This is a genomic window from Streptomyces caeruleatus, from assembly GCF_001514235.1.
GTDB classification, from domain to species: domain Bacteria; phylum Actinomycetota; class Actinomycetes; order Streptomycetales; family Streptomycetaceae; genus Streptomyces; species Streptomyces caeruleatus.
Map to the genome: position 1 here is coordinate 444,041 of NZ_KQ948933.1, position 21,873 is coordinate 465,913.

At 71.9% G+C, this 21,873-nt stretch carries 19 protein-coding genes; 8 read left to right on the plus strand and 11 right to left on the minus strand.

What is annotated here, in order from left to right:
• Positions 1 to 147 precede the first annotated feature (147 nt).
• A complete protein-coding gene (locus AQJ67_RS29910) occupies positions 148 to 1,455 on the plus strand; it encodes a zf-HC2 domain-containing protein (RefSeq protein WP_062722475.1) in 1,308 nt (435 codons plus the stop codon).
• 404 nt (positions 1,456 to 1,859) lie between these two features.
• Here AQJ67_RS29910 and purU read toward each other — a convergent pair whose 3' ends face one another.
• Positions 1,860 to 2,741, minus strand: coding sequence for a formyltetrahydrofolate deformylase (purU, locus tag AQJ67_RS29915; RefSeq protein ID WP_062722414.1), 882 nt, complete (start codon positions 2,739 to 2,741; stop codon positions 1,860 to 1,862).
• 99 nt (positions 2,742 to 2,840) lie between these two features.
• Complete coding sequence (locus AQJ67_RS29920) at positions 2,841 to 3,341, minus strand: SCO4402 family protein (protein WP_079056255.1); 501 nt, start codon at positions 3,339 to 3,341, stop codon at positions 2,841 to 2,843.
• A 117-nt stretch (positions 3,342 to 3,458) separates the two neighbouring features.
• Between AQJ67_RS29920 and AQJ67_RS29925 the strand changes: the two genes are divergently transcribed.
• Entirely contained in the window at positions 3,459 to 4,769 is a 1,311-nt protein-coding gene (locus AQJ67_RS29925) for an ABC transporter substrate-binding protein (protein ID WP_062722416.1), read from the plus strand.
• A 38-nt stretch (positions 4,770 to 4,807) separates the two neighbouring features.
• Here the strand turns inward: AQJ67_RS29925 and AQJ67_RS29930 are convergent, their stop codons facing one another.
• Positions 4,808 to 6,622: a hypothetical protein gene (locus AQJ67_RS29930; RefSeq protein ID WP_062722417.1), complete on the minus strand. Its 1,815-nt coding sequence runs from the start codon at positions 6,620 to 6,622 to the stop codon at positions 4,808 to 4,810.
• 202 nt (positions 6,623 to 6,824) lie between these two features.
• A complete protein-coding gene (locus AQJ67_RS29935) occupies positions 6,825 to 8,210 on the minus strand; it encodes an NsdA family TPR-like regulatory protein (protein WP_062722418.1) in 1,386 nt (461 codons plus the stop codon).
• Positions 8,211 to 8,528: 318 nt separating this feature from the next.
• On the opposite strand from AQJ67_RS29935, the gene AQJ67_RS29940 reads away from it, so the two are divergent.
• The 3 genes from AQJ67_RS29940 (at position 8,529) to AQJ67_RS29950 (ending at position 11,625) form a co-directional block, all read left to right on the plus strand.
• Complete coding sequence (locus AQJ67_RS29940; RefSeq protein ID WP_107123013.1) at positions 8,529 to 9,191, plus strand: bifunctional DNA primase/polymerase; 663 nt, start codon at positions 8,529 to 8,531, stop codon at positions 9,189 to 9,191.
• 65 nt (positions 9,192 to 9,256) lie between these two features.
• Positions 9,257 to 10,027, plus strand: a complete 771-nt coding sequence (locus AQJ67_RS29945; protein ID WP_062722419.1) for an ABC transporter ATP-binding protein — start codon at positions 9,257 to 9,259, stop codon at positions 10,025 to 10,027.
• Positions 10,024 to 11,625: a hypothetical protein gene (locus AQJ67_RS29950; RefSeq protein WP_062722420.1), complete on the plus strand. Its 1,602-nt coding sequence runs from the start codon at positions 10,024 to 10,026 to the stop codon at positions 11,623 to 11,625. Before AQJ67_RS29945 ends, AQJ67_RS29950 begins: the two co-directional genes overlap by 4 nt.
• Positions 11,626 to 11,730: 105 nt before the next feature.
• On the opposite strand, the gene AQJ67_RS29955 is transcribed toward AQJ67_RS29950, so the two are convergent.
• Entirely contained in the window at positions 11,731 to 12,618 is an 888-nt protein-coding gene (locus AQJ67_RS29955) for an alpha/beta fold hydrolase (RefSeq protein ID WP_062722421.1), read from the minus strand.
• Positions 12,619 to 13,226: 608 nt separating this feature from the next.
• Positions 13,227 to 13,919, minus strand: coding sequence for an iron-dependent transcriptional repressor DtxR (locus AQJ67_RS29960; protein ID WP_004000347.1), 693 nt, complete (start codon positions 13,917 to 13,919; stop codon positions 13,227 to 13,229).
• A gap of 292 nt (positions 13,920 to 14,211) precedes the next feature.
• On the opposite strand from AQJ67_RS29960, the gene AQJ67_RS29965 reads away from it, so the two are divergent.
• Positions 14,212 to 14,967, plus strand: coding sequence for an SIS domain-containing protein (locus AQJ67_RS29965; RefSeq protein ID WP_062722422.1), 756 nt, complete (start codon positions 14,212 to 14,214; stop codon positions 14,965 to 14,967).
• Here AQJ67_RS29965 and AQJ67_RS29970 read toward each other — a convergent pair.
• From AQJ67_RS29970 to pdxH, 3 genes are all read right to left on the minus strand, one after another.
• A complete protein-coding gene (locus AQJ67_RS29970) occupies positions 14,955 to 16,400 on the minus strand; it encodes a PAS domain-containing protein (RefSeq protein WP_062722423.1) in 1,446 nt (481 codons plus the stop codon). The genes AQJ67_RS29965 and AQJ67_RS29970 overlap by 13 nt on opposite strands.
• Before the next feature lie 175 nt (positions 16,401 to 16,575).
• A complete protein-coding gene (locus AQJ67_RS29975) occupies positions 16,576 to 17,040 on the minus strand; it encodes a GNAT family N-acetyltransferase (protein WP_062722424.1) in 465 nt (154 codons plus the stop codon).
• Positions 17,041 to 17,348: 308 nt separating this feature from the next.
• The gene (pdxH, locus tag AQJ67_RS29980; RefSeq protein WP_425264189.1) at positions 17,349 to 18,035 is read right to left on the minus strand and encodes a pyridoxamine 5'-phosphate oxidase; all 687 of its coding nucleotides are present in this window, start codon (positions 18,033 to 18,035) and stop codon (positions 17,349 to 17,351) included.
• A 308-nt stretch (positions 18,036 to 18,343) separates the two neighbouring features.
• Between pdxH and AQJ67_RS29985 the strand changes: the two genes are divergently transcribed.
• Entirely contained in the window at positions 18,344 to 19,444 is a 1,101-nt protein-coding gene (locus tag AQJ67_RS29985; RefSeq protein WP_062722425.1) for a citrate synthase 2, read from the plus strand.
• A gap of 64 nt (positions 19,445 to 19,508) precedes the next feature.
• On the opposite strand, the gene AQJ67_RS47855 is transcribed toward AQJ67_RS29985, so the two are convergent.
• Positions 19,509 to 19,664, minus strand: coding sequence for a hypothetical protein (locus AQJ67_RS47855; protein WP_159058853.1), 156 nt, complete (start codon positions 19,662 to 19,664; stop codon positions 19,509 to 19,511).
• Positions 19,665 to 19,775: 111 nt separating this feature from the next.
• On the opposite strand from AQJ67_RS47855, the gene AQJ67_RS29990 reads away from it, so the two are divergent.
• Positions 19,776 to 21,245, plus strand: coding sequence for a serine/threonine-protein kinase (locus AQJ67_RS29990; RefSeq protein ID WP_062722426.1), 1,470 nt, complete (start codon positions 19,776 to 19,778; stop codon positions 21,243 to 21,245).
• A 28-nt stretch (positions 21,246 to 21,273) separates the two neighbouring features.
• Here the strand turns inward: AQJ67_RS29990 and AQJ67_RS29995 are convergent.
• On the minus strand, positions 21,274 to 21,873 hold a 600-nt coding region (locus AQJ67_RS29995; protein ID WP_341846176.1), incomplete at its 5' end, for a hypothetical protein.

The window sequence follows — 21,873 nt, forward strand, 5'->3', positions numbered from 1 at the left end:
GAGGCACAGCGCTTCCCGGACAAGGACCCTGACGACGACCTTGGAGAGAGCAAGCAGCGCAAGCAGGCCAGCGGGCCCGAGGAAGCCGGGGAGCCCGAGGGGACCTGGGAGGACGGCTTCGGGGACACCGCCGCCGGAGCCGACGCCATGAGCGGCGGCAACGACGACGGCCGGCATCCCACTTCGGGGCCGCCCCCGGACCAGCCGCCCCGCATACCGCTCCCGCGCGCCTCCGTCGAGGACACCGGACGCCCGCTGCCCGCCCTGGCGGACCTCGGCGACCCGGCACCGCGCGACCCGGCACCGCGCGCGGCGGCACCTCTCGTCCTCGAACACCGCGTCCTGAAGGCGCTTCTCGGCGCGTGGGCGCTGGCCGCCTGCTCGCCGGAGGAGACGGCGGCCGTCGAGGAGCACCTCGGCGACTGCGGTGCCTGCGCGGACGAGGCACGGCGGCTGCGCGAGGCCGTCGGCCTGCTGCACCCCGCCGAGAGCCTCGACCTGGACCCCGCCCTGCGCGCCCGCGTGCTTCAGGGCTGCCTGGAGCGGCGCCCACCGCGCATCCCGGTGCCCGAGTGGGCTTCGCCGTACGACGCGGAGACGGCCCGCCTCGACGCCCTGCTCCAGGACTTCGGGGACGCCGAGTGGCACGCGCCCGTGCGGCTGCGGTGGTTCGAGAAGGACGAGCCGACCAGCCGCCGTACGACCGTCGCCGGGGTCATCGCGCATCTGCTGACGGTCGACGGGCTGGTGGCCGTCGCGCTGGGCCTGGAGGACCCGATGGGCGAGGTGGCCGCGGACCGGCCGACCCCGGCCGCGCGCACCGACGCCTACTGGCGCGCCTCACACTTCCCGCCGACCCGGGCCGTCCGCGCGCCCTGGCGGGAGCAGACCCACGCGCTGGTCCGCACGGTTGCCTTCACGGGCGGCGCAGGGGACGCAGGCGGTGGCGCCGCGGGCAAACTGGCTGTCCCGTACGGCGACTTCGAGCTGCCGCTGCACGACGCGATGCTGGACCGCGCCTTCGAGTGCTGGGTGCACGCCGAGGACATCGCCGATGCGGTGGACTACCCGTACGAGCCGCCGTCCGGCAGCGACCTGCACCAGATGGTCGGCCTGGCGGCCCGCCTGCTGCCCACGGTGCTGTCGGCCCGCCGCCGCGCGGGGCTGGCCGCGCCGCCACCCGGCCGGCATCTCGTCCCTGCGGGAGAGCCCGGCCGCAGTCTGCGCCTGGAGATCGAGGGCTCGGGCGGCGGGGAGTGGCTGATCCCGCTGGACTCCCCTGCGGCGGTGGGCTCCGCCGAGCATGAGGTGGCTCATGTCGCCCTGGACGGCGCGGAGTTCTGCCGACTGGCCGCGGGCCACGTGTCTCCTGCGGAGGCTGCGGCGGGGCAGGTCGGTGACCGGGCCGCAATCAGGGATGTGCTGTTGGCTGCGGCGAGCTTGAGCCGGATGTAGGGGCGGGCTGGGGTTCTTGGGCGGCCGCGGGTGAGTGGGGGCTGGTCGCGCAGTTCCCCGCGCCCCTGAGAGGTACGTGCACCTGAACGCCCCTCTAGGGGCGCGGGGAACTCCGCGAGCAACCACAAACCACCCGCAGCCGCCCCGCACACCTCGCCGAAGACGCACCCTCAGGGGCGCGGGGAACTGCGCGACCAGCCACGAACCACCCGCAGCCGCCCACGAACCCCCGCCCCCAGCCGAAGACGCGCTTTCAGGGGCGCGGGGAACTGCGCGACCAGCCACGAACCACCCGCAGCCGCCCCGCACACCTCGCCGAAGACGCGCCCCCTTAGGGGCGCGGGGAACTGCGCGACCAGCCACAAGCCACCCGCAGCCGCCCCGAAACAGCTGAACCCGAGCTCCTAGGCGAAAACGACCGTCCGTCGCCCGTTCAGCAGGATCCTCCGCTCGGCGTGCCACTTGACGGCCCGAGCCAACGCCTGGCATTCCACATCGCGCCCGATCGCGACCAGCTGGTCCGGCGTGACGTCGTGCCCGACCCGCTCGACCTCCTGCTCGATGATCGGCCCCTCGTCGAGGTCGGCCGTCACATAGTGCGCCGTCGCGCCGATCAGCTTCACACCGCGCGTGTGCGCCTGGTGATACGGCTTCGCACCCTTGAAGCTCGGCAGGAAGGAGTGGTGGATGTTGATGATCCGCCCGCTGAGCGCCTTGCACAGATCGTCGGAGAGCACCTGCATGTACCGGGCGAGCACGACCAGCTCCACGCCCTGCTCCCGCACGAGCTCCAGCAGCCGCGCCTCCGCCTCCGCCTTGTTGTCCTTGGTCACCGGGATGTGGTGGAAGGGGATGTCGTACGACCCCACGAGTTCGGCGAAGTCGGTGTGGTTGGAGACCACAGCGGCGATCTCCACAGGAAGCGCGCCGATCCTGGCGCGGAACAACAGGTCGTTCAGACAGTGCCCGAACTTGCTGACCATCAGCACGACCCGCATCTTCTCCTCGGCCCGATGGATCTGCCAGTCCATCTGGAAGGAGTCCCCGATCGCCGCGAAGCTCGCCCGCAGCTTGTCCACCGTCACCGGCGCGTCAGCCGAGAAGTGGACGCGCATGAAGAACAGTCCCGTGTCGTGGTCACCGAACTGCTGGCTGTCCTCGATGTTGCAGCCGGTCATGAAGAGGTAGCTCGACACGGCGTGCACGATGCCCTGCTTGTCGGGGCAGGACAGGGTGAGGACGTACTGGTCGGCGGGGACCGCGGATCGGGTGGACTGCTGGTTCATGCAGGACAGGGTCCCATATCCGACCCGCCCGGCGGACAGTCGTCCCGGCACGCGGTCCGCGTGAACGAACCGCCCGCGCGGACCGCCTACTCGGACTGCCTACGCGGACCGCGTCATGATCGCCAGCACTTCGAGCGTGCGCGGCGGAGCGTCCGGGTCCTCGCCGTCGGCCATGGACATCCGGACATGCGCGTCCCGCGCCGCCCGCACCGCCTCCGGCCAGCCCTGGTTCGCCAGGTACGCGGAGACCTGCGCGTCCGGGCCGACCTGGTGCATGATCCGCAGCACCCGCAGCACGGCGGTGTCGACGAGCGCTGCCTCCTGCGAGTCACGGAAGATCGTCCCGACGTATTTCTCGGCGGACCAGTTGTCCAGCCAGGTGTCCTCGACGAGGCGGTAGACGGCGTCGGTGACGTCGCCGTACCCCTCGACGCCGGCCAGCCAGACGTCCCGCTGGAACACCGGGTCGGAGAGCATGTGCAGCGCGGAGCGCACATTGCTGCGCCAGCGCCACCACGGCATGTCGTTGAGTGGCATGCCGCCCATGGTGGAGGAGCGACGGCCGCGACGGGAAGAGCTATCCGAACCTTGCACGGTCATCGATCGTACGTTCCCCCTCACAGGTGTCTCACCGACCCCCGTAATTCACCTTCCCGTCACTGAAGGATAACCAAGGGTCACGCTCGGGTTAGCGGTGTGGCGGAATCGTGCGTATCCATGACCGGCAGGCGACGCACCCGCAGCACCGTCCTCCCCACGATCACCAACCGGCCCGTCCGAGCCTCCGCACGCGGTGCGGCGGCACTGGTGGCGTGTGCGTCGCTGGTCGCCGGATGCGGTGTCATCCCCGGTACCACGGGGGGTTCCGGGGATGACACGATCACCGTGATGACCTGGGCCCCGGAGAACACCAAGTCGACCAACAAACCCGGAATGCCCGCCCTCGCGCAGGCCTACGCGCGTTGGATCAACGCCCACGGCGGCCTCGGCGGCCGCAAGCTCAAGGTCCTCACCTGCAACGACCACAACGACAGCGTGGCCGCCGCCGCCTGCGCCGACCGCGCGATCGAGGAGAACGTCGTCGCGGTCGTCGGCTCCTACAGCCAGTACGGCGACTCCTTCCTGCCCTCGCTGGAGGGCGCCGGCATCCCGTACATAGGCGGCTACGGCATCACCAACGCCGAGTTCACCAGCCCGCTCTCCTACCCCGTCAACGGCGGCCAGCCCACCCTCCTGGCCGGCCTCGGCCGCGAACTGGCCCGCACCTGCGGCCCCGTCGCGCTGGTACGCCCCGACAGCATCGCGGGCGACGAGCTGCCGCCGCTGCTCAACTCCGGCCTCCGCGCGGGAAAACACCCGTCCGCGGGCGACCAGCTGGCCGACGAGGACGCCACCGAGTACGGCAGCCAGTCGGAGCGGGCGCTCCGGTACTCCACCACCGGCCTCACCGAACGGGGCTGTGTGGTGCCCGCCCTCGGCGACCGCACCACCACCTTCATGGACTCCTTCCGGCGCTCCCGCGAGGACTACACCGACGTCCGCACCGCCACCGTTTTCGGCAGCGTCGACCAGACCGTGATCAACGCCAACGGCGGGGCGTCCAGCCCGTACGAGGGCTCGTACATCACCGGCTGGTACCCCGTCGCGAGCGACGCGCGCTGGGACCCGATGAAGAAGGTGATCAGCGAGCAGGCCTTCGGCGACAACCGCATCGACCCCGCGGACGCCGGCGTACAGACCACGTGGATCGCTTACACGGTCTTCAAGAAGGTCGTCGAGTCGCTGGGCGACAACGCCGTGACCGCCGACTCCGTGCGCGGCGCCCTGAACAAGGGCCTGAAGGTCTCCACCGGCGGGCTCACCCCGACGCTCCAGTGGAAGTTCCAGGACGTCCTCGCCTCCGTCGGCTACCCCCGGCTGGTCAACCGCAAGGTGAGCCTCCAGGTCGTACGCGAGGGCAGGCTGGTGGCGGCCCGCAAGAACTTCATCGACGTGACGAGGACGCTGCAGAGCGCCGAGCTGAACTGACCGCCCGGCGCCTGGCCCCCGCCGTCCGGGGCGGCGCCCTACAGCTGGGTCGGCTGCCGCTCGGTCAGCCCGTACTTCTTGGCGATGCCGTTCCACAGCTGAGCGGCCGATTTCTTCTGCTCGCTGGCCGTGCCGCTGGCCCGGTTGCCGGCCTGGGTCTGGCTGGTGGAGCGGGCCTGGCCCTTCTTGCAGAGCTGTTTCTTCTTGGCCGCCACCTGCTCCGCCCACGCCGCGTAGTGGTTGTCGGCGGACGCCGACGCCTGCCACGCCTTGGTCAGCGCGGTGGTCAGCTCGGTGTGGCTCGGGAGCTGGTCGACGGAGAGCTTGGACAGGTCGGTGACCAGCTGGTTGCGCTGCTTGGCCGCACCCCGCAGATCGGTGGCGGCCTGCGCGAGGTTGCCGCAGGACTTCACGGCGGCCACCGCGTTGATCACGGCGGTACGACTGTCACCGCTGTCCGCCAGCAGCTTGTCCAGGGCGACCGCCTGCTGCTCGGCCGGGTCCTCGGACGGCGACGGGGAACCCTCGGTCGCCGGAGCCGTCGCGGAGACCGGCCGGTTGTCGTCGCCGCCCTTCGGGTCCTCCCCGCCCCCACCGGCGAGCATCGCGCCCGCGCCGATACCGAGGACGGCGATGCCCACGCCGACGGCGGCCATGAGCGGCACCCGGGATCCCGTACGACGGCCCCCGCGGCCTCCCTCGCCGATGGCGTCGTCGTTCGCCCCGTGGGGACCGGGCTGTCCGTGCGGGCCGGGCGGGAAGTAGCCCGTCTCGCGCGCACCCTGCGGCTGCGGCTGCTGGAAGCGCGGCAGCTGCTGGGTGGCGGCGGCCGGGGCCTGACCGCCCGGCTCACTGCGGAAGAGGTTGTCGAAGTCGGAGAGCGGCTGCCGCCCCGGCCCCGGCTGGGGCGCCCCGCCCGGCTGCCCGGTCACGGGCGGGAGGTACTGAGTGGCGTCGGCGTCGGATCCGGCCGGCATCCCGCCGGTGGGGCCCGGGGCACCGCCGCCCTGCCGTGCCCGCCCCAGGATCTGCGTGCTCTCACCGGGCGCCTCGGGCGGCAGCGCCCCGGGCCCCACCGGCGGGATGTACTGCGTCGCCCCTTCGTCCGCGGGGGTCGCGGCGACGGGCGGTATGTACTGGGTGGCGCCCTCGTCGGCCGGAGGCAACGGCGCCCCGAAGCCACCGGCACCGGCCTGTGGCAGCGGCGCGGCGGGCGGCAGCGGCGCGCTCGGGCCGGCCGGCTGGGCAGGCGGCAGCGCACCGTCGAAGCCGGGAGCACCGTACGCCTGGCCGCCACCCTGACCGTACGGCGGCTGCTGCTGGGGCTGGGGCTGGGGCGGGTACTGCTGCTGCGCCGGCAGCGGCGATCCGCCGGCCGGCGCCCCATGGCCGTACGCAGGCGTGCCCTGCGGCCCGCCCTGCACTCCCCCGCCGTACGACACGCCCTCCGGCGGCAACGGCTGCGAGGGCGCACCCCCGGCGTCCGGCGCCGCACCCCACGGGTCCGGCGACGGCGAGGCTCCGGCGTGTCCGCCCTGGTACGGCTGCTGCGGTTCCTGTCCGCTCCAGGACTGGCCGGGTGGCGTGCCCCAGGACTGGACCGGCGCGGCCTGCGGTTGCGGCGAGGTCTCCTGCGGGGTCTGCTCGGGTCCCCAGGGGTTGCCCCAGGACTGGCCGCCCGGCGGTGCCGAGGGCTGGGGCGTGGTCGGCGGGGTGGGCGGCACCGGCGTCGGCCCGCCGCCCTGCCCGCCGGTCATGCCCGGCAGCAACGGCTCACCGCCGTCGGAGGGCAGCACGATGCCTTCGCGCGCGGGTCGCGCCGAGGGCTCCTCGCCCCGTCCACTCTGCGTCACCGGGACTCCTACTAATGGGGGACCTTGTGAATCGTCGGCTCACGCTACCGGGTCCGCCGATCCGCGTGCTACGCAGCTCAGGACGTGACCTGCATCGCTGTGACCGCCGTAACAATCACGGCCCCCCATCCGCTACATACGCCTCCCTTTCCCCACCGGCGCCTTCATTTCCCTGCCGTTCACGCCCTCGTGCCCCTTGGTTTCACGCCGCTGCCTGAAGATCCAGTCGCGCCCCGAACTCCCTTACCACGGGCTCCTCCCTAAACGGCTCCAGTCGCTGCTGGAAGTCGTCCAGGTACTCGGCGCCCCGGTTGGACCGCAGGGTCTCCAGCAGTTCCACGGCCTTCAGCCCGGTGTGGCAGGCCTGTTCGATCTCGCGCTGCTGCACCTGTGCCGTGGCGAGCAGCACATAGCCGATCGCCCGGCGCCGCGCCTTGGTCTGCGGGAGCCCGGCCAGCGACTCCTCCGCGGCCCGCGCCGCCGCCTCGGCCTGGCCGAGGTCACGGTGGCAGTGCGCCAACTCGTCGGCGAGATAGGCCTCGTCGAAGTGCGCGATCCAGGCCGGGTCGTCCCCGGACTCGGCGTCCGCGCTCTCCAGCGCGGTCACGGCCCGCCCGGACGCCGTCTGGGCGGCCCGCGCGTCACCCATCAGCGCATGCCCTCGCGCCTCGGCCGCATGGAACATGGCCTCCGCGCGCGGGGTCACACGCCCCCGCGCCCCCTCCTGCGCCGCCCGCGCCAACTGCGAGATCTCACGCGGGTTTCCGAGCTGCGCGGCGAGGTGGCTCATGGAGGCGGCCAGCACGTACCCGCCGTACCCCCGGTCTCCGGCCGCCTGCGCGAGGCGCAGCGCCTGGATGTAGTACCGCTGGGCGAGGCCCGGTTGGCCGGTGTCGACGGCCATGTACCCGGCGAGCTCGGTCAACCGCGCGACGGCGGCGAAGAGTTCCCGCCCGACCGCCTCCCGGTACGAGCCGGCCAGCAGCCCGGAGACGACGCTGTTCAGGTAGTGCACGACGACCGGGCGCACATGCCCGCTGCCGTACTGGTGATCAAGGTCTACGAGCGCCTGCGTCATCGCCCGCACGGCCTGCACGTCGGACTGCCCCACGCGCGGCCCCGCCGAGCGCGACACCTGTGAGTCCGGCGACGAGATCAGCCAGTCGCGGCTGGGCTCGACCAGCGCGGACGCGGCGACGGAGGAGCCGGACAGGAAGTCCCGGCGCCCCACGTCGCTGCGCCACAGCTCGCAGACCTGCTCGATGGCCCCCAGTACCGTCGGCGAGAACTGGAGACCGACGCCGGACGCGAGGTTCTTGCCGTTGGCCATGCCGATCTCGTCGATCGTGACCGTACGGCCCAGCTTGCGGCCGAGTGCCTCCGCGATGATCGCCGGCGCCCGCCCCCTCGGCTGCTGTCCGCGCAGCCAACGTGCCACCGACGTCTTGTCGTAGCGCAGATCGAGGCCGTGCTCGGCGCCGCACATGTTGACCCGGCGGGCCAGCCCGGCGTTCGAGCAGCCCGCTTCCTGGATGAGCGCCTGCAGCCGTTCGTTCGGCTGTCGCGCGACGAGAGGCCTTGCGGCCATGGCGTACCCCCTGTGGCTGCGGTGCCTGCCCACGCACCGAGTTGACGTGTCGTTCACGGCGGGAATCCGGCGCGGGGCACTGGCTGCGCACCACAGGTTTCCGGCCGTGAAGATCAATGCCCCGTCGACATACCGAAAATGCGAGGCTTGCGAGGATTGCCGGGGTAAAGGCGTCAGCCGACCCCACAGTGGGCTACCCAGCTCCGACCACGGATCCTCCCGCGCGCCCCCACACATGCACCCATGCGCCCCAGATGAGGAATCAATGCTCCTCCCCCGCGCGCGCTACCCCCGTAACTACAGGTGGGTGCGGGAGTTGTGTTGGGCGTGGAAGAGACGATCCCGGCCACCGAAGCCGCACAGATTCCGAAGCAGCGCGGGGAAACGCTGCTGGAGACCGCCGTTCGCTATGCCGAGGAGCGTCACTGGGACGTGTTTCCAGGGACCTGGCTGGAAGCCGTCGACGGCGTGCAGCTCTGCTCCTGCGAAGACGCCGCGTGCCCCGCGCCCGGCGCGCACCCCGCGCGCCCCGACTGGGAGACGCAGGCGACCGGGAGCGCGACGGTCGCACGCCGGATGTGGCAGAAGCAGCCGAACGCGTCGATCCTGCTGCCGACGGGGCGCACCTTCGACGCGATTTCCGTCCCGGAGACCGCGGGGTTTCTCGCGCTGGCCCGGATGGAGCGGATGGAGCTGACGCTCGGGCCGGTGACGTTGACGCCGGATCGCCGGATGCACTTCTTCGTGTTGCCGGGTGCGTCGGTGAAGGTTCCCGATCTGGTGCGCAAGCTGGGGTGGTCGGTCGGGTCGCTGGATCTGGTCGCGCTCGGCGAGGGGGCGTGGGTGGCCGGGCCGCCGACGCGGTTCGGGTCGCGGGGGGCTGTGCAGTGGGCCTGCCGGCCGACGCCGGCGAATCGGTGGTTGCCAGATGCGGAGGAGTTGATCTCGCCGCTCGCCTATGCGTGTGGGCGCGACAGGTAGTACGGCGACCGCGGGTTGCCTGTGGCTTGTCGCGCAGTTCCCCGCGCCCCTTTAGGTTGGCAATCATGACGTCGGCCGTGAGTGTGCGTGGGCTCTGGAAGCGGTTCGGGCAGCAAGTCGCCGTTGCCGGGATCGATCTGGAGTTGCCCGCGGGGAAGTTCATCGGGCTCGTGGGGCCCAACGGAGCCGGGAAGACCACCACCCTCTCCATGGTGACCGGGCTGCTCAGGCCCGATGGCGGGTCCGTCTCGGTCGTCGGGCACGACGTCTGGCGGGACCCCGTCGAGGTGAAGGCACGCATCGGAGTGCTGCCCGAAGGGCTTCGGCTCTTCGAGCGGCTCTCCGGGCGGGAGTTGCTCGCGTACTCGGGGCGGTTGCGCGGGCTTCCCGGTGCCGAGGTCGACAAGCGGGCCACGCAGTTGCTGGACGTCCTCGATCTGGCGGGGGCGCAGCACAAGCTGGTCGTCGACTACTCGACCGGCATGCGCAAGAAGATCGGGCTCGCGGCCGCGCTTCTGCACAACCCCGAAGTGCTGTTCCTGGACGAGCCGTTCGAGGGCGTCGACCCCGTCTCCGCCCAGACCATCCGGGGCGTCCTGGAGCGCTACACCGCCTCCGGTGCGACGGTTGTCTTCTCCTCCCATGTCATGGAGCTCGTCGAGTCGCTGTGCGACTGGGTCGCCGTCATGGCCGCCGGACGCATCCGCGCCCACGGAACCCTCGCCGAGGTGCGCGGAGACGCGGCCTCGCTGCAGCAGGCGTTCCTCGAACTCGTCGGCGCGCACGGCCGCGACGCGGGCACGGACCTGGACTGGCTGGGCGGCGGGGCGCGATGAGCACCGATGTCGCGGGAGTGACCGGAGTCGTCGTACGGCTGAAGCTGTCGCTGCTCCGGAACGGACTGCGGCAGTCCGGTGGCCGGCGGGCCGCCTACATCGCGTCGGCGATCGTGGTGCTCCTCTTCGCCGCGCTGCAACTCCTCGGCCTGATCATGCTGCGCGACAACGCGCACGCCGACACCGTGGTCGTCATTCTGGTCGCGGTACTCGCGCTGGGCTGGGCGGTGATGCCGCTGTTCTTCCCCGGCGGGGACGAGACCCTCGACCCGACCCGGCTGGTGATGCTGCCGCTGCGCCCCCGGCCCCTGGTCCGGGCCCTGCTCGCGGCCTCGCTGGTCGGCATCGGCCCCCTGTTCACGCTGTGCCTGTTCATCGGTTCGGTGATCGCGGTCGCGCACGGCGGGCTGGCGTACGCCGTCGGTGTCCTCGCCGTCGTCCTGGCACTGCTGGTGTGCGTGGCGCTCGCGCGGGCCGTCGCGGCGGCCAACATCCGCCTGTTGACCAGCCGTAAGGGCCGCGATCTCGCGGTGCTGAGCGGACTGGTCATCGCGATCGGCGCGCAGGTCGTGAACTTCGGGGCGCAGCGCCTGGGTTCATCGGGTCTGACCCAGCTCGATCCGGCGGCGGACGTGCTGCGCTGGGTACCGCCGGCGTCCGCGATCGGGGCGGTGCGGTCGGTGAGCGAGGGGGCGTACGGGATCGCTGTCCTCCAACTCGCCCTGACCACAGCCGCTTTGGTCGCGCTGATCGCCGTATGGTCCCGCCATCTCACCCGGCTGATGACCTCGCCCGACGGCTCCACGCTCCAGGCGGTCGCCGAGGCCGCCGTACGCGAACGCAACTCCACAGGTCTGGCCCGCCTCCTGCCGGCCGGCCGCACCGGCACCGTCATGGAACGCAGCCTGCGCTACGTCTGGCGCGACCCGAAGACCAAGGCGGCCTGGGTGACCTCGCTCGCCATCGGCCTGATCGTGCCGCTGTTCAACGCCCTCCAGGGCACCGGCTCGATCTACTTCGCCTGCTTCGCGGCCGGGATGCTCGGCATCCAGATGTACAACCAGTTCGGGCAGGACACCTCCGCCTTCTGGATGGTCGCGATGACGATCTCGTCCCCCCGGGACGCCTACGTCGAACTACGCGGCCGCGCCCTGGCCCTGCTGCTGATCACTCTCCCCTACGCCACCCTCGTCACCGCCCTGACCACGGCCCTCCTCGGCGACTGGCCCAAGCTCCCCGAGGCACTCGGCCTCTCCTTCGCCCTCCTCGGCGCCATGCTGGCGACGGGCGCCTGGACGTCGGCCCGCTTCCCCTACTCCATCCCGCAGGAGGGCTACAAGAACGTGGCCCCCGGCCAGACGGGCCTGGCCTGGATCTCCATCTTCGGCGGCATGATCGCCGCAGCCCTTCTCTGCGCCCCCGTCATCGCCCTGACGATCTGGCTGCACGTGAGCGAGGACGGGGATGCCTGGACCTGGCTGCTGCTCCCGGCGGGCGCGGCCTACGGCGCGGCGACCACCTGGCTGGGCCTGCGTCTGGCGGCCCCACGCACGGCGGTCCGCCTGCCGGAGATCCTGACGGCGGTGAGCAAGGGCTGACGACCCCGTCCTCAAGGGGCGCGGGGCTGTATCGATATGCGGCTCCGCCGCGTGGGCGCGAGCAACCCCACACCACCCGCAGCCGCCCTCAAACAGAACCCGACCTCATAGGCGCCCCGCCTCCCCAGCGGAGCGCACCGCATCCAGGAACGGCTCGATCGCCGCCCGCCACCCCTCCGGCTGGTCGTAATGCACCAGGTGCCCCGCGTCGGCCACCTCCGCGTACTCCCCGCGCGGCAGCACCCGCACCATCTCCTGCGCCTCGGCCCGCCCCAGCTCCCCGTCGAGTCCCCGCACGACGAGCGCGGGGCACTGCACCTGCGCCAGTTCCTCCCAGTGCGCGTCGAACACCCATGTCTCCCGTGACCGCAGCATCTGCTCCGGCTCGAAGACGGGCCGCCACCCGTCCTCGCGCTCGTGCATCACCTCGGCGTAGAACTCCCCGCGCGCGGCGTTGGGCCGCTCCACCCAGGGGTCGTCCTCACCGAACCACTTGCGCACATCGGCGAGCGTGGCGAAGGGGAGGGGCCAGGACTTGAACCAGTCCGACCACTCCCGCTGCGAGGCCGAGCCGAGCGCGGACGCCCGCATGTCGCAGATGATCACGCCCCGCACCAGGTCGGGCCGTCTGGCGGCGAGCTGCCAGGCGGTCAGCGCGCCCATGGCGTGGCCGATGAGGACGGCGGGGGCGAGACCGAGCTGTTCGAGGGCGGCTTCGGCATCGTCGACGTAGGCATCGCGCGTGAAGTCCGTCTGCGAGGACTTGTCACTACGGCCGTGGCCGCGCTGGTCCAGTGCTACGGCGCGGTGCCGTTCGGAGAGCCAGCGGGCGGTGGAGGCCCAGTGGGAGGCGCGGCCCATGAGGCCGTGCAGTAAGAGGACGCCGAGGGTGCCGTCGTGCTCGGTTGCGTGGTCGTTCTTGGGAGGGTCGCCGAACTCCCAGGCGGCCAGACGTACGCCGTCCGCCCCGGTCACGTCGATGCGCCGCGCCATAGGTCCTGGCACCCCCCTAGCTCCGCTCGGACCGCTCGAGCCGGCCGGTCCTGTGAACCGTGTTCCGCCTGCCGTGCCTCGCACACGATGTGCATGTCCTGTGTGTCTGACGTGATCTTATGCGCACACTCTTGAAGCGCACGTTCCGCATGACCCGTCACCCGCAGACTATCGAACCCCTATTCGAAAACACCGTCTCTGCGGCCAACACCCCTCATTCGAGTGACCCCCCTCAGGGATTGATCGCTGCCACCGAGGGGAGATCTTCACCGGGAGGCGGACCGATCGGGGAAACCGGTCCGAGGGGAATGACCCTGAGAGCTCGGGGCTCCGGGTCAGCACAGGGGAGGACAGGCCCCGGCGCCATGTGGCGCCGGGGCCCTCTCCATGTCCACGGCACATCCGCCCGCCCCTTCCCCGGCCGGACGCATCACTGTCGATCACGGCCCAGAGCTCTCAGGTCATATGCCTCACGCGACAGACTGGCACGCGAATCGGCGGAGCGCTGCGATTCGGCGTACTGGATCTCGGAATCGACGAGATCGACGGATCGCCACAACTCCCGCTCAGCTACCGGGAGTTACTCACCAAACGAAGTGGCCGCAGGCTCAGCGCTTCGCGACGAACACATGCGAGGCGACGTCCGCCTCCAGCTCGGCCGCCTCACCACCACTACCCACCAGCACACCGCCGGCGGACTCGGTCACGCTCACCACCGAACCGGGCTGCACCCCTGCCCGACGCAGCGTGTACATCAGCTGGGCGTCGGTCTGGATCGGCTCCCCGATCCGCCGCACCACGACTGTCTTGCCCTCGACACCCGGGTCCAGATCGGCCAGCGACACCATGCCCTCGTCGAGGAACGGATCGGCGCCGTCCTTCTCGCCCAGCTCCTCCAACCCCGGGATGGGATTGCCGTACGGCGACTCGGTCGGATGCCGCAGCAGCTCCAGCACGCGCCGCTCCACGGCCTCACTCATGACGTGCTCCCAGCGACACGCCTCGGCGTGCACCTGCTCCCACTCCAGCCCGATCACGTCGACGAGCAGACACTCGGCCAGCCGATGCTTGCGCATGACGCGCGTGGCCAGCCGCCGCCCCTCGTCCGTGAGCTCCAGATGCCGGTCGGAGGCCACGGACACCAGCCCGTCCCGCTCCATCCGCGCCACCGTCTGGCTGACGGTCGGCCCACTCTGGTCCAGCCGCTCGGCGATCCGGGCGCGCATGGGGACCACACCTTCCTCCTCCAGCTCGAGGATGGTGCGGAGATACATCTCCGTGGTGTCGATCAGTCCGGACATACGTGCCCCTCGATTAGCTCTGCGTTTGGCTCAGCCGGAAGCGAGACAGCTCCACGGCGCGTGCGCTGGCCCTGCCCTCAATTCTGCCGGATACCACTGACAACCGTGCCGCGCCGCCGAAACCAGCGATTTCCCAGCCGCTCCCCCTGCCGGGCGAGCCCCCACGACGCGTCAGCCGCGTACGGCGGCAGGAGGACGTCGCAGGCCGTATTGACACCGCACTGGTCCAGACCGCACGGTGATCCGCAACACACCGACCCCCAGCACCCCCGCCACCCCCGGAGGGCCCCGCATGAGCGACAGCAAGCCGGCCGACCAGTTCTTCGACGCCGCGATCACCCTCCTCCAGCGGGCCCGCGACGAGGAAGCGGAGAACATCGAGGCAGCCGGCACCCTGCTCGCCGACACCGTCGCAGCCGACGGCCGCCTGTTCGCCTTCGGCGCGGGCCACTCCTCCCTCGCCGCCCAGGACATCGTCTACCGCGCGGGCGGCCTCGCCCTGATGAACCTGCTCGCCGTCCCCGGCGCGGTAGGCGTGGACGTCATGCCCGCCACCCTCGGCTCCGCCCTCGAACGCGTCGACGGCCTGGCGAGCGCCGTCCTCGACAGCTCCCCCCTCCGCGCCGGCGACGCCCTGGTGATCATCTCCCTCTCCGGCCGCAACGCCCTGCCCGTCGAGATGGCCATGCACGCGCGCACCCGAGGCGCGAAGGTCATCGGCGTGACCTCAGTGGCGTACGCCTCGGAGACGAGGCCCCGGCATGTCTCCGGCACCTACCTCAAGGACCACTGCGACATCGTCCTCGACTCGAAGATCGCGGTCGGCGACGCGGAACTCACCCTCGACACGATCCCGGCCCCCTTCGCCCCCGCGTCCACGGTCGTCACGGCAGCGCTCCTCCAGGCCGTCATGGCCACCGCGGCCACTTCCCTCGCCGCCCGCGGCATCGAGCCCCCGCTCCTGCGCTCCGGCAACGTCGACGGCGGCCTCGACTGGAACAGCCGGGTGTTCGAGCAGTACGGCGACCGGATCTTCTACCGCCGCTGACCCAGCACTGCGGCCAGATCCAGCGCGGCAGCGATCCGCACCGCCACATCCTCCGCGTACACCGCGTCACTCCGCTCGAACGCGCTCCGCCCCGCGCCCCGCAGAAACGTCACGACGCCCAGTGTCCGCCCCCGGCTGCGCAACACCGCGCACAGCGCGTGCACCGCGTCCGCGGGCCACTGCCGCCCCACCGCCCACGCGCGCGCCTGCTCCGCCGCCATGCTGCCCGCGTCGGCCCGCACCGACCCGGCCCGGGCCACGCACTGCAACGCCGGATGCCCCTCGGCGTACCGCACCGGCAGCCCGGCCTCCCCGCCGAGCAGGCTCGGCCCGGGCGCGCCGGAGGGCGTCACGGCGACCCGTACGAGCCGTACCGGACCCGAGTCCTCCGCGTCCGCGTCCGTATCCGCCACCGCCCCGCCCGCGACCCGGTCGATCAGCGCGTGATCGGCGAACCCGGCGAGCGCGAAGTCGAGATGCACGGTCGCCGCGTCGGCGGGGTCGTCGCACTCCGCGGCGGCGCGGGCGGCCCGATGCAGCTGGTTGGTCCGGAACCGCAGCAGCGCCGCCTCCTGCTCGGCCTGCTTGGCCTCGGTCATGTCCTGGAAGAGCCAGCCCACGCCCAACGGCACGGGCTCCTCCGCGAGCGGCGAGGCCAGCCGTACGAAGCCACAGCGCCAGCACCGCCGCCGCTCGCCCTCCGGCGTCCGTACGCTCACCCAGATCTCGGCGGGCGCGGGCGGCGCGCCCTCCGCGAGCACATGCGTGAGCGCGCTCTCCAGTTCCTCGACGCCCTGGGCGAGCAGATCCCCGAGCGGCCGCCCGAGCACGGACGTACGGCCGATACCGAGCGCGCGCGCCGCGTGGGCGTTCACCACGGCCGGCCGCAGATCGGCGTCCACCAGCACGACACCCCACGACGCGTCCTCGAACAGCGCCTCGCTCAGCGCGATCGACCGCTCCAGATCGATCTGCGCGTGCACCTCGCTGAAGGCGCAGTAGACCCCGGCGGGCTTCCCGTCCGGACCGCGCACGGCCGCCGACTGGGTGCGCACGAGCACTCGCCCGCCGTCCTTGGTCAGCAGCGCGAACTCGTGCACCTGCCGCCCTGGGGCGTCCATGGCGGACATCAGCCGCGCCTCGACCTCCTCGGCGTCGGCCTTGCGCACCGCCCACCCCGCGAAACCGTGCCGGCCGACCGCCTCGGTCGCGCTCCAGCCGAGGATGCGTTCGGCCTCGCGGTTCCAATGGGTGACGACCCCGTCCGCGTCGAACGCGCACAGGGCGGCGTCCATCCCGTCCAGCAGTGCGGCCAGCAGATCGGAGCCGCCTGCAGAACCCTCCGAGCCACCCGACGAACCCTCCGGACCGTCCCGCTCGGGTTCGTCCGGCCCCAGCTCGTCGGTGGTCCCACTACGCCGGGAAGCACTCACCTGGACCCCCTGCCAAGCCTGCCAAGCTGCGTCCGCACGTACGACGCGTCCGTTCGCTCACTCGCCATCATCTAACTGGAACGTGACGCAGCACACACCGAGTTCCCACAAGATTGAAGGAATCGTTGTACGGCGGAAATCCCGGGAAACCGGCCGCAGGCGCCACGCCCCACCCTCACGCCCCGCTGACCTCGAAGCCTGCCCATCGCAACGTCAGCCACACCTCGTTCTCGTCCTCCGGCGCCACATACCGGTCGACCTCCACAAACCCGCGCTTCTCGGCGAACCGGAGCCCGTCCTCATTGGCGGTGAGGATCACGGTCCGGATCTCCCGCGCACCGAGCACGCGCGCGTGCGCGAGTCCGTCCTCGTACAGCGTGGCACCGAAGCCCCGCCCCCGGTACTCGGGCAGCACGCGCGCGATGACGGTCGCCGCGCCCTCGTCGCCCTGCGGCGGCCGTACGGTCGAGCAGCCCACGAGCGCGTCCCCGAGATAGGCGTTGCGCAGCTGATGCCGGCCACCGCGCTCGCGCACCTCGTCCAGGCTCAGCTCGTCCGGCGGCACGATCACGTTGTGGACGTGGCGCCAGTCCCGGAGCATGGCGTCGCCGTCCGCCGGCACAATCCGCAGTTCTGTCATGTACGGAACGCTAGGTGACCAGCGCGGATCCCGTCCAAGGAAAAAAGCACTTGATCGGGCGGCGAGCCGCTTCTTAGTGTGAGGGCACACGAGAAGGGAGGTGGTTCGGCAGATGTATGAATACCGGACGCGTGAGGTGGCTGCGGGCTAGCGGCCCGTCACCCCACCCAGTGCGGTGCCGGACCAGCACGTGACAGACGCGTGCAGCCGGCCCAATCCCAGCAGTCACCCGACCCGCGAGCTCGCCGGTACGTCCGGCCGGCTCCTCCGCCCCGGCGGAGGAACCCGAGCTCGCGGGTCGTCTGCTGTCAGGGACTCAGCCGCTCCACTCGCCAGCTGCCGTCCTGCTCCGCCGCGTACCGCAGCCGGTCGTGCAGCCGGTTCTCCCGCCCCTGCCAGAACTCCACCGTCCGCGGCGCCACCCGGAAGCCGCCCCAGTGCGGCGGCACCGGCACCTGCTCGCCCTCGGGATAGCGCGCGGCCAGCTCGGCGTACGAGGCGTCGAGGTCGGCACGGGTGGCGACGACCGCGGACTGGGCGCTGGCCCAGGCGCCGAGCTGGGAGCCGTGCGGGCGGGTGCGGAAGTACGCGGCCGTCTCGTCCCGTCCGGTCCGCCGCGCCACGCCCGTGACGATGACCTGGCGTGCCATCGCGTGCCAGGGGAAGAGCAGGGAGACGTACGGGTTCTCGGCGAGGTCGCGGGCCTTGCGGGAGTCGTAGTTGGTGAAGAAGACGAAGCCCTGCTCGTCGAACTGCTTCAGCAGGACCGTACGGGAGCTGGGCCGGCCGTCGGCGTCCGCGGTGGAGACGATCATCGCGTTCGGCTCGAAGAGGTGGGCCTCCGCCGCGGCCTGCTTGAACCAGCGCGCGAACTGTTCGACGGGGGTGGCGGCCAGGTCGTTCTCGGCGAGGCCCTCGGCCCGGTACTGCTTGCGCATCGCGGCGGGGTCGAGGGGGACGGCGTCTCGGTCGGTCACGCCGTCATCTTGCCGCATGCGGCCGACGCCGTCCCGGAGTGTGCCCACCGCAGCACCGCATGGCACTGAGTGCCGCATGGCCTCCCCAACCGTGGCACTCGGGGTTATCGTGCTGTTGCCGATCCGGTTGGATGACTGTCAGCCGTACGGGGCATCACACGGGTACGCCCCGGACCGCGAGTCCGCCGAGGCCCGGAGAACCGGCAAGGCCCGGAATCCGAGTCCGTGACCGTGGAACCACCGGCGTACGCCCCGTCTCCGCAGACCCACATGTGGTCGTTCCACCCACAACCCCATCCGTCGCACACCTCACGAGGAGCCGCCTGATGTCCGACTTCGTACCCGGACTCGAGGGAGTCGTCGCGTTCGAGACGGAGATCGCCGAACCGGATAAGGAGGGCGGCGCACTCCGGTACCGGGGCGTCGACATCGAGGATCTGGTCGGACACGTCTCGTTCGGCAACGTCTGGGGGCTGCTCGTCGACGGTGCCTTCCGGCCCGGTCTGCCGCCCGCCGAGCCCTTCCCGATCCCCGTGCACTCCGGCGACATCCGCGTCGACGTCCAGTCCGCGCTCGCCATGCTGGCCCCCGTGTGGGGCCTGAAACCCCTCCTGGACATCGGCGCGGAGCAGGCCCGCGACGACCTGGCCCGGGCCGCCGTCATGGCCCTGTCCTACGTCGCCCAGTCCGCGCGCGGCCAGGGTCTGCCCATGGTGCCGCAGCGCGAGATCGACAAGGCGCAGTCCGTCGTCGAGCGCTTCATGATCCGCTGGCGCGGCGAGCCCGACCCCAAGCACGTGGCCGCCGTCGACGCGTACTGGACGTCCGCCGCCGAGCACGGCATGAACGCGTCCACCTTCACGGCCCGCGTCATCGCCTCCACCGGCGCCGACGTGGCCGCCGCGCTCTCCGGCGCCGTGGGAGCCATGTCCGGTCCGCTGCACGGCGGCGCCCCCTCCCGTGTCCTGCACATGATCGAGGAGATCGAGCGCACCGGCGACGCCGAGGCGTATGTGAAGCAGACCCTCGACAAGGGCGAGCGCCTCATGGGCTTCGGCCACCGCGTCTACCGCGCCGAGGACCCGCGCGCCCGCGTCCTGCGCCGCACCGCCCGCGAGCTGGGCGCGCCCCGCTTCGAGGTGGCCGAGGCCTTGGAGAAGGCGGCCCTGGAGGAGCTGCACAACCGGCGTCCGGACCGGGTCCTGGCCACGAACGTGGAGTTCTGGGCCGCGATCATGCTGGACTTCGCGGAGGTCCCGGCGCACATGTTCACCTCGATGTTCACCTGTGCCCGTACGGCGGGCTGGTCGGCGCACATCCTGGAGCAGAAGCGCACCGGTCGCCTCGTGCGCCCCTCCGCGCGCTACATCGGCCCGGGCCCGCGCGACCCGCGCGAGGTCGAGGGCTACGCCGACATCGCGCGCTGATCCCGCCGGTCCCGCCGTTCCCCTCAAGCCCCCGAGTCATCGGACCCCCTCCGGCGGGCCGGCGTCACGTGGAGCCGTCCAGCTCCGCGTGACGCCGCTCGGCGGTCCGGTGCCGGTGCCAGTGCCGGTGCCAGTGCCAGTGCCAGTGCCAGTGCCGGTGCCAGTGCCGGTGCCAGTGCCGGTGCCAGTGCCAGTGCCGTACGGAACGTGACTGATCCACTGCGCCAGTATGCTGGGGCGGCTGCGGCCATCCCACCATCACCCGTCCCCACGTGGTGAGTTGCGGCCTGCGGCCATCGGGACGTCTCACGGCATGAGGGATGGGGATCAGGTGCTGATAGCGGGCCGCTACCGGCTGGCCGAGTCGATCGGACGCGGGGGGATGGGGGAGGTCTGGCGGGCCTACGACGAGACGCTCGCCCGGCAGGTCGCCGTCAAGCTGCTGCTGCCCCAGGACTCCGACCCCACCGCCACCTCCCGGTTCCGGCTGGAGGCGCGGACGGCGGCGCGGATCGACCATCCGAACGTGGTGGGCGTCCGGGACTTCGGCGAGTACGACAGCCGGCTCTTCCTGGTGATGGAGCTCGTCGAGGGCCCCAGCCTCGCCACCACGCTGACCCGGTCCGGCGCGCTGCCCGCCGAACGCGTGGCCCGGATCGCCGCCCAGGCCGCCGCGGGGCTGGCGGCCGCGCACCGGCAGGGCATCGTCCACCGGGACATCAAGCCCGGCAACCTGCTCCTGGACGCCGACGGCACCCTCAAGATCGGTGACTTCGGGATCGCCCGCTTCATGGACGACCCCGGCGCCGCGCTGACCGCGACGGGGCAGATCGTGGGCACGAGCCTCTACCTGGCCCCGGAGCGTGCGCTGGGCAAGCCCGCGGGACCGGCGTCCGACGTCTACGCGCTGGGCTGTGTGCTCTACCAACTGCTCACCGGCCGCCCGCCCTTCCAGGCCGACACGGCCGTCGCCATCCTGCACCAGCACCTCGACGCCGTGCCCGTGCCGCCCCGCGAGCTGGGCGTCGCCGGGCTTCCGCCCGCCTTCGAGAACTACCTCCTCGGTCTGCTCGCCAAGGAGCCCGAGCACCGGCCCGCCGCCCAGCAGGCCGCCGACTGGTTCGCCGACGGCGCCTGGCAGGGGCGCCCCGAACCGCTGCCGGACGCGACGTCGCCGGTCCGTCGGCCCACGGTCGCGTCGGCGTCCGCCGCCAGGTCACAGCAGGTGGGTGAGACCAGCAACCCGACCACGTACATGCTGCCCTCCGCCCAGGGGACGGCGTCCAACGTGGGATCTGGACCGGGATCCGGACCCGGGCCCGGATCCCGGTCCAGATCCGGCGGCAGATCCAGACCCGGGTCGAGATCCAGACCAGGGTCGAGATCCGGGACCGGCTCCCCGTCCCGGAGCCGCGTGGTGTTCACAGCGGCCGCGGCGGCGCTCTTCATGGCCGCGATGCTCCTCGGCATGCTGTGGTTCTCCCCCGACAAGACCGGCGCCGAGGGCACGAAGTCCGAGGCCCCGACCGGCACGAGCGCCCCCGTGACGCCCCAGGCGACCGCCCCCTCCCCGACGACCTCCCCGACCCCGGCCGCGCAGACGAGCGTCCCGCAGGACGAGCAGGCGGACGAGCTGCGCGAACAGGCTGAGCGGGAGCAGGCGCAGCAGGAACAGGAACAGCAGGACCAGCAGCGCGAGCGGGAGCTGGAAGAGCAGCGGAAGCTTCAGCGGGAGCTGGAGAAGCAGCGCGCGGCGCAGCAGGACGACGATGACGGCGGCCTCGGCGGGGACGACGACTGACGCGGGCGGCGGGACGACGGGGCGCGGGTCAGAGCTTGCCCCACACGTAGGCCGTACGGTGGCCGTCCAGCTGCTCGGATATCCGGGTGCGGAACTCCTCGGTGAACCGGGGCCAGTTCCAGAACTCGAAGCCGAGGTGGGCGAAGGCGAACCAGTCGTCGGCCCAGGCCCAGTCGGGCAGGGGGACGGACTCGGCGCACGCGGGACAGCCGACCTGGGCCGTGCCGGTCTTGTGCCAGGCGTCGATGGCCTTGACGAACGGCGCCCAGACGTCCTCGATCAGTTCCCACCCGTCGGTGATCAGCCGGGTGGTGACGCCACAGCGCGGACAGGTCACCGCCTCCGGTTCGCCCTGCCCGCCGTGGAAGACGGTGCGCCCGGTGTAGACGGCGAGGCCGTCCCCGGGGTACCGGTCGGCGTCCTCCGGAGCGGCGGCCCGCTGCCAGTTGGAGCCCGGGGGATGGCCGAGCGGCTGCCCGAGCACGCAGTCCGTGCGCTCGGCGAGCACGATGCCCTCGGCCACCAGCCACTCGACGACGTGCTCGGCGAGCTGTGCCGCCCACTGCGGGGTCGCCTGGAGGTCGACGATCGTCTGGAAGTGATCACCCATGCCCGAACCGTAGACCCC

Coding starts and splice junctions, on each gene's coding strand:
- AQJ67_RS29910 (WP_062722475.1), top strand. CDS start 148: ATGAGCGGCGGCAACGACGACGGCCGGCATCCCACTTCGGGGCCGCCC.
- purU (WP_062722414.1), bottom strand. CDS start 2,741: ATGAACCAGCAGTCCACCCGATCCGCGGTCCCCGCCGACCAGTACGTC.
- AQJ67_RS29920 (WP_079056255.1), bottom strand. CDS start 3,341: ATGACCGTGCAAGGTTCGGATAGCTCTTCCCGTCGCGGCCGTCGCTCC.
- AQJ67_RS29925 (WP_062722416.1), top strand. CDS start 3,459: ATGACCGGCAGGCGACGCACCCGCAGCACCGTCCTCCCCACGATCACC.
- AQJ67_RS29935 (WP_062722418.1), bottom strand. CDS start 8,210: ATGGCCGCAAGGCCTCTCGTCGCGCGACAGCCGAACGAACGGCTGCAG.
- AQJ67_RS29945 (WP_062722419.1), top strand. CDS start 9,257: ATGACGTCGGCCGTGAGTGTGCGTGGGCTCTGGAAGCGGTTCGGGCAG.
- AQJ67_RS29950 (WP_062722420.1), top strand. CDS start 10,024: ATGAGCACCGATGTCGCGGGAGTGACCGGAGTCGTCGTACGGCTGAAG.
- AQJ67_RS29955 (WP_062722421.1), bottom strand. CDS start 12,618: ATGGCGCGGCGCATCGACGTGACCGGGGCGGACGGCGTACGTCTGGCC.
- AQJ67_RS29960 (WP_004000347.1), bottom strand. CDS start 13,919: ATGTCCGGACTGATCGACACCACGGAGATGTATCTCCGCACCATCCTC.
- AQJ67_RS29965 (WP_062722422.1), top strand. CDS start 14,212: ATGAGCGACAGCAAGCCGGCCGACCAGTTCTTCGACGCCGCGATCACC.
- AQJ67_RS29975 (WP_062722424.1), bottom strand. CDS start 17,040: ATGACAGAACTGCGGATTGTGCCGGCGGACGGCGACGCCATGCTCCGG.
- pdxH (WP_425264189.1), bottom strand. CDS start 18,035: ATGCGGCAAGATGACGGCGTGACCGACCGAGACGCCGTCCCCCTCGAC.
- AQJ67_RS29985 (WP_062722425.1), top strand. CDS start 18,344: ATGTCCGACTTCGTACCCGGACTCGAGGGAGTCGTCGCGTTCGAGACG.